The sequence below is a fragment of the Streptomyces sp. WM6378 genome (assembly GCF_001279695.1).
Classification (GTDB): domain Bacteria; phylum Actinomycetota; class Actinomycetes; order Streptomycetales; family Streptomycetaceae; genus Streptomyces.
Genome location: NZ_LGDD01000257.1, coordinates 73,672 through 85,670, shown reverse-complemented (window position 1 = coordinate 85,670; position 11,999 = coordinate 73,672). Strand labels below are relative to the sequence as shown.

Here is an 11,999-nt window from a genome sequence, read left to right as displayed (position 1 = left end):
CCTCGGCTTCACCGTCCGCTTCGACCCCATTGAGGCCGCATGAACACAGCGCGCCGGTCACCTCGCTGACCTGGGCTCATCCTTCATTTTCGGACCAGCCGCACTCGAAGGAATTCCGCCCAACAGGAGCGACCGACTACCACAGTCCCCAACGCGGCACCGTCGGTGAGGAACCGACCAACACCTCCAGCTCAGGCGGCAGCCGGTCGGGGCGCAGCATGAACGCGGTCAGGCGGGCGTGGCCCTCCAGCACCACCAGGTCGGCGTCGGAGCGGGGCTCGGCGGTGACCAGAATCAGTGGCGGGAACCGTGCGGCGTCGGCGACCGCTGCGGTCATGGCCGGCAGCCAGTCGCTTCGCACTCCGAACGGTGCCACGCCCGCGCGGATGCGTGGGGCGGCGTCAGTGGCCAGGCGGGTGCCGCCCGACAGCTCGACCCAGTAGCTGTAGTCGATGTATCGCACCCTGGCGAGTTCGGCCGGAGCAATGGCCGCCCACTCCCAGCGGACGTCGTCCGGGAAGCCGTTGAACAGCCCGGACCGGGTACCGTATGCGCGGTGCCAGGTCAGTAGCCGCCGACGTGCGTGATTCTCGTCGCGGTCGTCGAGGTTGGGGTCGGTGACGACCCGCTCGGGCACGCCGACGCGTGCCAGTAGCGCTTGGAGGCCGTCCCGGAAGCGGGCGGAAGCCAGCTCGGTGCGCAGGAACAGGGCGATCATCTCCGCTTCGCTGCTCGGTCGCGGCCGCCGCATCCTCCACACCTCACGCCAGTGTCCGTGGCCGTGCCGCTTCCATCATGCCAGCGCCCGAGCCCACACCCAGCGCCCGGCGACACAGGCACCCGATCCCATCGCCAATGCGGCCTGGCCACGTCGTCGATGCGGTCCGGGCCATCCCGGGGCGGTCCGGGAAGCCGCTCGGCCCGGACAGCCCAGCGGCCGAGGACCAGACGGTCGGCTCCCCGGTACTCAAGCAGCTCTACGCCAACGGCGACACCGGGCCGGGCGTGTGACCCGGGCCGAAGGCGGTTCACCGGCTTGTCGGTCAGCGGTTTCGCCCGCGCGGTGCTGACTCGCTGTCAGCCCACTCGTTCCTTCGCCAGTTCCTCCTCGATCAGGTCCGCGGCCCGGCGGGTGCCGCCCTCGGCGCGCACCTCGGCCCACAGCCATGCTGAGCGCGCGGCGATCCGCGGATCTCCGATGAGTTCCATCAGGGCCGTGCGCAGCGCCGCCGCTGTGAGGTCGGTGGTGTTGATCCGGCGGGCGACGCCCAGTTCGACCAGCCGGTCGGCGTAGATGCCCTGCTCGGCGCCGTCCGGCACCGCGATCGCCGGCACGCCGGCGTACAGGCACTCGCTGCTGCTGCCCATCGCGGTGTGCGTCACGCATGCGTCCGCGTGCTCAAGGATCGTCATCGGGCTTGTCCACGGCCGCACTTCGAAGTTGGCGGGAATCCGTTCCGTCAGCTCGGACGGGTCGCTGTCGCCGGTGGTCTGGAGCACCACGTGCCAGCCCGGAAGGTCCGCGAAGGCGGCGACGCACTGCTGGTAGATCTCTTGCGGTCCGAGGTACGCCGAGCCGGCCAGCGACACCAGCAGCACCTTCTTGGCGCCGGCCGGCCGCATCCAGCCGTCCTGCTCCTCGCCGGCGCCTGTGCACGGGCCGACGAACGTGACGGCCTCGGTGTCGACCCGGTCCGCATGTGGCTGCATGGCGTGGGGGATCATGGCAAGGACGCGCCGCGGATGGCCGGTGAACTCTTCCACGCTCGTGGTCACCGCCCCGCATCGCTCCAGCCAGGCGGCGAACCGTGCCCGGTGCTCGGGGCCTCCGGGCAGCTCACCGAGCGCCGCGCTGATCTCCTCCTGGGCCCCCTCCCAGGCCGCATGCATCGGTGACAGCTGAACGAGGGGGCGACCCTGCGCCTCGGCCAGCGCGCGGGCCGCGTAGGCGCCGGTGTCGTAGAGGTAGAGGTCGGCGGGGTCGTCGTCGTACGCGGCGTGCAGTTGTGGCAGAACGGCCATCGCCTCGTCGAGGAAGAGGGCGGCGGCGGCGATGGGGTCCTGCGGCCAGTCCTGGTGCGCGACCGGCAGCGTCGAGGTCAGGGGGACGAGTTCGGCGCCGGTGTGGGTGATCAGTTCGGCGGTGTGGTCGGCGTTGGCGTACGTCACGCGATGGCCGCGGGCCACCAGCTCTCGGATGATCTCCAGGCTGGGCAGCACGTGGCTGACCATGGGCGTGCCGATCATGGCGATGTGGGCAGGTCGGGGCATATCAGGACTTCCTTGAATATGAGGGCTACGTCAGGGAAACGCCGATCAGCCCGACTCGGCAACGGGCAGAGCGCAAAACGCAGCGCATCGCGCGGTGCCCGGGGCACTCTCGTGCGGGTGTGGGGCGCGAAAGCACCCCACACCCGGTCGGCGCACCCGGGCGCGATTGCACGCGCGCCCGTGCCCTCTCCCGCGCACGACCTCACTTCACGTCCCCCCCCCGAGGTGGGCCCTCGTCAGCCGACGGGCACGGCTGCCGGCGCGGTCAGGCGGTCGGCGCCCGAGGGCACGGGGACGGCGGCGAAGATCGCGTCCTGCTCGGCCTGGAGGTCGCGGGCGCGTTCGGGACTGGTGGAGGGCAGGCGCTGTTCCTCGTAGAGCTTGTGGGTGACTTCCTGGGCGTTCTTACTGGCGGGCGTGTGGAACTGGACCTCGAAGACGTGCTGCGAACTGGGCGCTCGCCAGGCGGAGTTGATGGCCTTGTAGCCCTTGTCGCGGGCCCAGGTGTTGGACCATTTGGTGCTCTCGTTGCCCCAGGCGGAGAGCACCTCGGAGGCGACGGTCACGCCCTTGGTGTAGCGATCGTCCGGCCACTGGAGGGTGTAGCGCACGGAGTCCTTGATCTCGGCCAGCGCCTCGTTGACCTCCTGGCCGGGGTGTTCCTTGAGGGAGGTGGCGACCTTGCGCTTGAGCGAGTCGGGTGACTTGAGGCGGTAGTCGAAGCCGATGAGTTCGGCGCCGCTGATCCAGGCGGCCGTCCGCACCTGGGGGCTGATGGTCTGCTCGGCCTTCGTCGCCCGGTCGTAGAACGCGTTGACCGCGGCATTGTCGGCGGGCTTCAGCGACAGGCCCTCACCGCTCCAACCCCCGTCGTCCGCAGGCCGGTTGAGGAGGTGGGCCTTGTTCGTCCTGTCGGTCAGGGGCCCTGCTTCGGCTCCGTGGACGGCGACTGTACTGAGGGCGGCGGCGAGGGCGGCGGCGGTCGCGGCCCGCGCGACGGTGCGGCTGAGATTCATCGGCGGTGGTCGTTCCTCTCTCGGTGACAGCCGTCCGCCGCCCCGCGAGACACGGAGCGATGGACGACCTCTGGCGAAAGACCCAACAGGAACCACCCCCTCCAGGTGATCCCGCCACTCGCAACCAGAGGGAATCTGGCTTGATCGCACCGTGCCTCGACGAGATCCGAACCCTGGACGCCTCGCTACATAACGGGGGCCCCGGTCCGTGTTCCCGGGCGGATCACCCGGCCGCGATGGGTCCGAGGTAGGTGCCGCCGGAGACGTCTATGGTCTGGCCGGTCACCCAGCGACCCTGTGGGCCCGCCAGGAAGCCCACCACGTCTGCGACGTCCTCCGGCTGGCCGATCCGGCCGAGCGCGGTGATCGCCTCAAGTCCGGCGACCGCCTCGGGGACCGCGGCGTAGTGGGCGATCAGGTCGGTCAGCACCACCCCGGGTTCGACCGTGTTCACGGTGATCCCCCGTCGGCCCAGCTCGTTGGCGAGCGACGGCCCGAGGGCGGCCAGCGCCGCCTTGCTGACGGTGTAGCCGATCTGGAGGGGGTTCGCGATCCGGGTGGCGGCCGAGCCCATGTTGACGATCCGTCCGCCGTCGCGCAGCAGCGGCAGTGCCCGCTGGACCACGAAAATCGGCGTGCTCACGTTGATGGCCAGCAGCCGCTCGAACTCCTCCTCGGTGAGCTTCCCGATCGAACTGGTCGAGTGGATGCCCGCGTTGTTGACCAGGATGTCCAGGCCGTCCGCGCCGTGGTCCGCCAGGCCGGCGGCGAGCCCCTCGAACAGCCGGTCCACCGCACCGCGCTCGCCGAACCGGGCCCGCACCGCGAACGCCCGCCCGCCGGCCTCGGCGATCCGCGCCACACTCTCCGCGGCGGCCGCGTCGTTGTCTCCGTAATGGACCGCGACCAACGCCCCGTCGGCGGCGAGCCGCAGCGCGACCGCGCGCCCGATCCCACGCGAGCCGCCCGTCACCAGCGCGGTCCTGCCGTCCAGTTCACCCATGATCGCCTCTTCTCTTCTGACGCCCGGCCGAATCCGGGAACGACCCAGTCTCGCAATGAGCCTGTTCCGGTGCGAGGGACATCATCGGCGTGGGGGGTGGATCGGTGACCCCGTTGTCCCGTCCTGGGGTGTGCGGGATGGCGGGATCAGGGCGTGGGGCGGAGGCGGGCGGCGGTGGTGGTCGCGTAGCGGGGGACGTCGGTCAGGGAACTCCCGGCACGCCACTGCTTCCAGGTGAGGTTCCAGTCGCCGTAGCCGTTGTCGAAGACGGTCATGGGGGCGCCGTAGCCGTCGATCACGTTGACGATGTCGCCGGGGCGGACGGTGTCGTAGAACCAGGCGGCGTCGTCGGTGGACATGCCGGTGCAGCCGTGGCTGACGTTCTCCGCGCCCTGGGCTTCGAGGGACCAGGGGGCGGCGTGGACGTACTCGCCGCTCCAGGTGAGGCGGGTGGCGTAGGAGACGGGCAGGTCGTAGAAGTCGCTGGTGCCGCGGGCGATACCGATGGAGTCGCCCCGCATCCGTACGGTGAGTTCCTTGCCCAGGACCACCTTGATGCCCCCGCGGGTGCGGAAGCCCGGCTTACCGGTGGTCACCGCGATCGTTCTGACCGGGTGGCCGTTGCGCTTGACGGTCATCTCGTGTGCCGCGACGTCGGTGACGGCCTCGATCCGGTCCCCAGTGGTGAGGGTGAGCGGCTGTGAGGGGCCGCCGTACAGCTTGCCGGTGACGTGGATCCCGTCTAGGCCGCTGCGGACCTGGATGGCGGCGTGGGTGGGCCAGTACGTCTTGGGCCGGTAGTGGAGCGTGCTGTCGTCCACCCAGTGCCACGAGCCCTCCACGGCGGGCTGGGACGTCACTTGCAGGGACCGTTCGACGAGCTTTCGTGCCTGGCGGTCGGCTGCCGGGACCGGCTGGGACAGTTCGGCGACGAGGGGCTGCCCCACTCCGTAGACGCCGGGTGGGGGACCGAAGGCGGCGGTGAGTCTGCTGCCCGGCGGCGACGGCGCGGTCTCCAGGTCCCAACTGGCCTGCCCGGGCAGGCCGTCCTGGTCCTCGGCCACGGCTCGCAGGCGGTAGCGGGTGCCGGCGCGCAGCGGTGTCGTGCTGTGCCAGCAAGCACCGTCGTCGCTGGTCCGGCCCGCGAGGTGGCGCCCCTGTGCGTCGGTGACGTTCACGTCCGTCAGTCGGCCGTCCGCCCTCAGCCTGATCGTCAGAGAGTCGGCGGGATCCGCCAACGGCATTACGGACTCCGTGTCCAAGTCCGCGCGGAGGATGGGCAGTTGACTCTTGTCGTCGTCATCGATCGTGTGCGGCCGGTGGTCGCCCCAGGAACCCGCGGCCCCGCACGCCCCGACGGGACAGCTCGTCGTGCACTGCCCGCCCGCCGGTTCCTTCCCCGCCACGGCTTCCAGCGCCGTGTCCGCGAGGAGGGGCACTGTTGAGGAGGCGGGCAGCGCCGATGTGGGCATCGTCGCCGCGGCCACCATGGTCATGGCGCCTGCCGTGGCGAGCACCATGCTCCAGTTTTTGACCCGGGGTCTCACGGTGCGGCCCTCCCAGGCATCGACAGCGGGATGGCGTCATCACAGCAGACCGCGGGAAGACCATATGACCGCGTCGTCGCTGATGGCCCCGAACGGGTGCAGTGGACCGCCCGGTTGAACCAACCGTTCCGCACAAGGTGAGAGGTCGGCGGCAGGCTTCCCGGCTCCGGGCCGTGGCCGACCCTCCTCGCTCACCACCCCGATCCACTGTGGACGCGCGCCCTCAGACCTCGGGAAGTGATGGATCGGGCGTCCAGGGGGTCGGTGCGGTGATGGCCCAGCGTTCGTGGTCCCGCCAGGCTCCATCGATGTAGAGGTAGGCGGACGAAACCCCTTCGTAGCGGAAGCCCAGCCGCTGGACCAAGGCGAGGGACGCCTTGTTCGACGGCTGAATGCTGGCCTCCAGGCGGTGGAGCCGCAGGTCGGTGAACGCGTGCCGCAGGATGGCGGTGAGCCCTTCGGTCATGTACCCGCACCCTGCGGACGGGGCGAAGGCCGCATAGCCGAGGGACGCGCCCTGGTAGCGGCCCCGGATGATCGAGTTGATGTTGACCGTACCGGCGGCCGCGCCGGTCTCCCGGACCCGGATCAGATAGCCCCGATTGGCGCCGTCGTCGAAGCGGCGCATCCAGACCTGGAACTCCTCCGCGGTCGCGGGGAGCCGCATCCACGGCAGGTGCAGCTCGGAGCTGGCCCGCACGAGCGTGCAGAACTCGTCCTGGTCGGAGAGGGCGAGCGGGCATAGTTCGACACGTGACGGCATCCTGGGCATGGACCAACGTTAGGGCCTGTCGGTACTGGGTCACTCAGTGATCCATCACACCGAGATGATCTCGACGTGGATCGTGGCAACTTGACGGGTGCTCAGTTGGTGGTGCCGCAAGACGCCTGCCCTGCGGCCGGCACATGTTCCGTACCGGATGGGGCGGCGGGGCCGGGTTTCGGGAGGCGGAGGGGTGGGGGAGACCTCCCCTCGTGGACCTCATCCCCACCGTCGATCTGACCGCCCCTGACCCGGCCCGGATCGACCGTGCTCTCCAGAGCGCCGGCTTTCTCCTGGTCACCGGCCATGGCATCGACCCGTCGCTGCCCGCCGCCATCCGCGAGACCGCCCGCGCCTTCTTCCACCTCGCTGCCCCCGCCAAGCAGCCGTACGCCGTGAAGGTGGGTGGAAGGGGATGGCTGGGCCCGGGTGCCGAGGCCAATGGCTACGCCGAGGGCACCGAAACCCCGCCGGACCTGAAGGAGTCGCTGTCCTTCGCCGCCGAGCACCCCACCGGGGACGCGGCCGTCGACGCGGAGTGGTTCGCGCCCAACACCTGGCCCGCCGAGGTCCCGGACCTCAGACCGCTCCTCGACGACTACCTCGCCGGGATGAAGGCGCTCTCCGATCGCCTCCTGGACCTCTTGGCCGTGGCCCTCGGCCGCCCCGAGGACTTTTTCACCCGGCACACCGGCCACCCCACCTGGGGGTTCAACATCAACTGGTACCCCGGGACGGACACCGTCGGCGCCCCGCAGCCGGGCCAGTTCCGGATCGGGCCCCACACCGACTTCGGGACGGTGACGGTCCTGGACCGGCAGCACGGCAAGGGCGGGCTCCAGATCTTCACGGACCGGCACGGCTGGCAGGACGCCCCGTACGATCCCGCCGCGCTGACCGTCAACATCGGTGATCTGATGGCGCGTTGGACCGACGGGCGCTGGAAATCGGGCCGCCACCGGGTGCTGCCGCCGCCCGCCGACGCCCCGGCGGAAGAGCTGCTGTCGCTCGTGTACTTCTACGAGTGCGACCCGGGCACGGACGTACGGGGCATCGACTCGCACAGCTACCTGCGGGCCCAACTGGACGCGATCACAGCCGACTGACCCGGCTGCCCCCGCCCGTCCGTCCCCAACGGCCCGGCGGCGTGGGCAGTTCGCCGGAGCGCCCTCGTACGACACCGGCGGGAGCGCGTGCCGCAACCGGCCCACGGGGGCATCGGTCTCGGTTCAGCGTGAGCCGGTGAGGATCCGGCCGGACCAGATGTCGATGACCACCCGGTGGCGCTGACGGTGCGGCGCCGCCACGCCGGCGGCGTAGTTGCTGTCGACCTGCGCCGCCTCGGCCGCATCGGGCTTGGCGTTCGTGCAGGACGTGCCGGGGCCGTGGCCGGACATGAGCTCCGAACACGGGCCGCTGTAGTCGTCGGGCAGCCCCAGGATGTGCCCCGTCTCGTGCGCCGTGATCCGGATCGCGTCGTAGCCCTCGTCCACCGCTTGCTGGCCCAACTGCACGTCACCGCTGCCACCGGGGAAGATCGGACCCAGCGTGGTCTGCGGCCAGCCGCTCGTCGCCTCGTAGACGTAGTCGGCCGAACCGGGGGTGCTCGCCGGTTCCAGGCGCACGTTGTGCACCGCGTCGTTCCAGTTCTGAACGGCCTGCTTGACCGCGTCGGCCCACGGGCCGGCCGCGTCGGCGTCGTAGGTCAGGGTGATCACGGCTGCGGGTGCGCGGGGCGCCGAGTGGGCCGGAGCGAGGGCGGTCGTGGTGCTCAGCAAGGCCGGGATGAGTGCCGCCAGGACGGCTGTTCGCTTCCTCATGAGACTGTTGCGCCTCCTTGAGTCTCAGCTGTTGTCCGCAGTAAACAAGTTCATCGCGGACATGACAACAGTTGGGCGCGGGGTCCAGGCCCGAAGTCGTCAAGTTGACTGGAAACACGCGGAGTTCGGCCGGAGTGGGGGAGTCGGCTCGCGCGCCTTCGACAGCCGTCAGCCGTGTCCACCGCGGGTGAGGGCCGCCCGGGCGGCCTCGGCCCAGTGCGGGGCACCGGTACGTTCGGCGATGGCCAGCGCGTGGCGGTGGTGCGCGGCTGCTTGGTCCGGCCGGCCCAGGCAGCGGGCGAGCTCGCCGAGGTAGTGGGACACCGGGCCGAGGGTCACCACGCCGCTGCCCGCACCGGCCAAGCAGTCGGCGGCGGGCAGGAGTTCCTCGTAGACCGACGAGGCCATCTCACGGTCGTCGAGGGACACGGCCAGGATGGCTGCGAGACCGAGGCGCGCCTCAAGGAGATAGTCGCGGGGCAGCTCCCGCGCCGCCGAGGTGACGGCGCGCGCCTGTGCGGGGTGGCCCTCGGCCAGCAGCATCAGGGCCTTGCCGCGGGCGTAGTTGGAGCCCCAGCGCTGGTACTGCTCGTCGGCCTCGCCGGCCAGGTCGAGCAGGGTGCCGTTCTGGATGTAGAGGCAGAACAGGGCGAAGTGCAGCAGATCGCGTTCGATGCCCCACATCCAGGACTCGCCGAGCCGCTCGGTGGTCCGGCGGTAGGCGGTGTCGGCGTCCGCGAACCGGCCCGCGATCGACACCCGCATCGCCCGGTACCAGCCGAGCAGCGTCCCCGGCAGCGGCAGGTCGTAGCGGTCCGCCAACCTCTCGACCGCGTCGGCGTGTTCATCGGCCGTCTCCGGCTCGGCGAGCGCGGCATGCGCCTGGGCGAGGATCACATGGCCCAGCACCTCCACGGCGGCCAGGTCGTGGCGGAGCCCGAGGGCCAGCAGCTCGCGGCCGATGGCAAGGCGTTCGGGGGCGAGCCCCGCGCGGTGGTAGGCGTGCGCGTGCCGGGCGTTGAGCGCCTGCGCGAGCAGGTCCGGCCGGTCCAGGCCGCGAGCGAGGGCCTCGGCCTGGTGCGCGGCCTGCCGGCCCCGGTCGTCCTGGGTGCCGTCGAGTTCAAGGGCCAGCGTGGTGAGCACGCGGCAGCGCGCTTCCCCGGCGTGCGCGGGCAGGAGGCGCAGGACGCGCTCGGCCGCGGCCACGACCTGCTCGTCCTTGGCCGCGTAACGGCGGTTGGTCCAGACGGTCGGCACGTCGAAGGCGGAGAGCAGGTCCGCGGTGAGCAGGGGGTCGCCGAGCCGCTCGGCGTCGGCGATGGCCGCGTTGCGCCGCTCGCGCGCGGCTACCACGTCACCGGCAAGGGCGAGCGCTCTGATCGTGCCCATGACGAGGCCGAGGCGGGTCCGTTCGTCGTGGACCCCCGAGCGGTCGTGGGCCGCGAGGGCCTCCTGCCACAGCCGGGCCGCCTCACGGTGGGCGAACCGCCAGGCCGCCTGTTCCGCGGCCGCCTTCGCATACCGTGCGGCGCGCGGGGCGGTCGCCCGGTCGCCGGCCGCCAGGAAGTGGTAGGCCAGCAGGCTCACTTCGGCGGGGCGCAGCCGCTGGATCTCGGTGCCGGCCCGGGCGTGCCAGCGCGCACGGCGCAGCTGTGGAGCCTCCTCGTAGAGGGCGTCGCGCACCAGGATGTGCACGAAGCGAACCCGGTCGGGGCCGTCCTCCACGAGCAGCCCCGCATCCAGGGCCGTCTCGACGGCGGTGGCCACGGTCTCGGGGTCGCTGTCGGTCATGGCGGCCAGGACGTCCAGGTCGACTTCGCGGCCGAGTACGGTGGCCTGCCTCAGCAGGGCCTGGGCGGTCTCGGGCAGCCGGGCGAGGCGCTGCCGGACCACCGCGTGGACCCCGGCGGGCACTTGGGAGAGGGCGTCCTCGGCGCCCGCCGCGCTGATCAGCCGCGCGGTCTCGCACACGAAGAACGCGTTGCCGCCGGTCCGCTCGGCGACCGCCCGTACCGTGACCTCGTCCAGGTCGGGTGCCCCGGACCGCAGGAGCTCGCCCACGGCCCCCTCGGACAGTCCCGCAAGATCGACGCGGACCGGAGCGTAGCGGGCGAGTTGGCCGAGCGCGTCCCGCAGCCCGGGCGACTCCTCGTGGGGCCGGAGCGTCGTCACGACCATGATGGGCGCCGCGCCGGCACCGCCGACGAGGTGGGCCAGCAGGTCGAGTGTCTCCTCGTCAGCCCGGTGCAGGTCCTCGATGACGATGAGCAGCGGGGCCGTACGGGCCGTGGCAGTGAGGTGGTTGACGACCGCGTGACGCATCCGGAATCGACCGCCGGTCGCGTCGTGGGAGGTGTGCGCGGACGCGCTCTCCAGGAGCGGGGCCAGCACCCGGGCCGATTCGGGGAGCGGCTCGTGCCCGGCGGCCGCGAGTTCGGACAGCAGCTCGGTCCACGGCCAGGCGGCCGGTGCGCCACCGCTCTCCGGGCAACGCCCCCGCACACAGGTCCAGCCCCGCCGGGCGAGTACGTCGCCGACCTGCTCGACCAGCCTCGTCTTGCCCACCCCCGGCTCGCCGGTGACCAGGGCCAGGGTCAGCCGCCCGGCGGCGGCCACCGTCGCGGCTTCCTCAAGGCGGCCCAGCTCGTTCGCGCGCCCCACGAACGGCGGGGCGGCGAGGTTCGCCGCCGAGGGCGTGAGCTGCGCGGTGGCGGGCGTGACCGAGGGGGCGAGCTGCGCGGTGGGCCGGGCGACGGCGGCCGGCTCCAGGCGCGGAGCCTGAGCGAGGACGTCGGCCTCCAGGCGCCGCAGTTCCGCGCCGGGCTCCACTCCGAGGTCGTTCATCAGCACGCGCCTGACGCGGCGAAGCGCCGCAAGCGCGTCACCCTGACGCCCGGCCTGGTAGAGGGCGAGCGCGAGCAGCCGCCAGCTCTCCTCGCGCAGCGGATGGTCGAGGACCTGCGCTTCGAGGTCGGGCAGCGGTTCGGCGGCACGGCCGAGCATGATCAGCGCCTGGGCCCGCTGCTCCACCGCCCGTGCGCGGAACTCTTCGAGCCGGGCCGTCTCCCGTGCGGCCCAGCGCGCGGTGGCGAACTCGGCGTAGGCGGGGCCGCGCCACATGGTCAGCGCGCGGTCGAGCTGCCGCAGCACCGCCTCCGGGGGAGTGCCGCTCGCGCGGGTCCCCCGCACCGCAGCCTCGAAACGCCAGGCGTCCACCGCTTCTTCGGGCACCCGCAGGGCATAGCCGGTGGGGGCGGATATCAGCAGCCGCGGTGGTGTGCGCGGAGGCCGGTCCGGCTCCAGAGCCTTGCGCAGACCGAAGACGACGGTCCGCAGGACGCCCGTGGCGCGCAGCGGAGGCACCCCGTCCCAGAGCCCGTCGATGAGACTCTCGACGGACACCACTTGGCCCTGCGCGGCCAGCAGCCGTGCGAGCATCATGCGGCGCTGAGGTCCCTGCACTTCGACGGGCGCGCCGTTCCCCGTCACTTCCAAGGGACCGAGCACCCTGAACGTGAGCATTGAACAGCCCCCTCCTGCCCCGGAAATCAGCAGCACCATGAGTGTGCGGCTGACAAC

General features: G+C 71.7%; 10 protein-coding genes. 2 read left to right on the top strand and 8 right to left on the bottom strand.

Going from position 1 to position 11,999, the window contains the following annotated elements; all coding sequences use genetic code 11:
- Positions 1–136: 136 nt before the first annotated feature.
- On the bottom strand, positions 137–751 hold the full coding sequence (locus ADK54_RS20495) for a hypothetical protein (RefSeq protein WP_063802020.1): 615 nt from the start codon (positions 749–751) through the stop codon (positions 137–139).
- A gap of 104 nt (positions 752–855) precedes the next feature.
- On the opposite strand from ADK54_RS20495, the gene ADK54_RS46130 reads away from it, so the two are divergent.
- Positions 856–1,011, top strand: a complete 156-nt coding sequence (locus ADK54_RS46130; RefSeq protein WP_159047854.1) for a hypothetical protein — start codon at positions 856–858, stop codon at positions 1,009–1,011.
- 66 nt (positions 1,012–1,077) lie between these two features.
- On the opposite strand, the gene ADK54_RS20490 is transcribed toward ADK54_RS46130, so the two are convergent.
- The 5 genes from ADK54_RS20490 to ADK54_RS20470 all read right to left on the bottom strand — a co-directional run bounded on the left by ADK54_RS20490 (position 1,078) and on the right by ADK54_RS20470 (position 6,609).
- Complete coding sequence (locus ADK54_RS20490) at positions 1,078–2,271, bottom strand: macrolide family glycosyltransferase (protein ID WP_063802019.1); 1,194 nt, start codon at positions 2,269–2,271, stop codon at positions 1,078–1,080.
- Between the two features lie 236 nt (positions 2,272–2,507).
- Entirely contained in the window at positions 2,508–3,287 is a 780-nt protein-coding gene (locus ADK54_RS20485; RefSeq protein WP_053727114.1) for an ATP nucleotide 3'-pyrophosphokinase, read from the bottom strand.
- Positions 3,288–3,510: 223 nt separating this feature from the next.
- The gene (locus tag ADK54_RS20480) at positions 3,511–4,290 is read right to left on the bottom strand and encodes an SDR family oxidoreductase (RefSeq protein ID WP_053727113.1); all 780 of its coding nucleotides are present in this window, start codon (positions 4,288–4,290) and stop codon (positions 3,511–3,513) included.
- 146 nt (positions 4,291–4,436) lie between these two features.
- Positions 4,437–5,810 (bottom strand): L,D-transpeptidase, encoded by a 1,374-nt coding sequence (locus tag ADK54_RS20475; protein WP_053727112.1) that lies wholly within the window; start codon positions 5,808–5,810, stop codon positions 4,437–4,439.
- A 250-nt stretch (positions 5,811–6,060) separates the two neighbouring features.
- Positions 6,061–6,609, bottom strand: coding sequence for a GNAT family N-acetyltransferase (locus ADK54_RS20470; protein WP_053727111.1), 549 nt, complete (start codon positions 6,607–6,609; stop codon positions 6,061–6,063).
- A gap of 203 nt (positions 6,610–6,812) precedes the next feature.
- Between ADK54_RS20470 and ADK54_RS20465 the strand changes: the two genes are divergently transcribed.
- Entirely contained in the window at positions 6,813–7,706 is an 894-nt protein-coding gene (locus tag ADK54_RS20465) for an isopenicillin N synthase family dioxygenase (RefSeq protein ID WP_053727110.1), read from the top strand.
- A 123-nt stretch (positions 7,707–7,829) separates the two neighbouring features.
- On the opposite strand, the gene ADK54_RS20460 is transcribed toward ADK54_RS20465, so the two are convergent.
- Positions 7,830–8,420: a snapalysin family zinc-dependent metalloprotease gene (locus tag ADK54_RS20460; RefSeq protein ID WP_053727109.1), complete on the bottom strand. Its 591-nt coding sequence runs from the start codon at positions 8,418–8,420 to the stop codon at positions 7,830–7,832.
- 168 nt (positions 8,421–8,588) lie between these two features.
- Entirely contained in the window at positions 8,589–11,942 is a 3,354-nt protein-coding gene (locus ADK54_RS20455) for a BTAD domain-containing putative transcriptional regulator (protein ID WP_063802018.1), read from the bottom strand.
- Between the last annotated feature and the right edge of the window lie 57 nt (positions 11,943–11,999).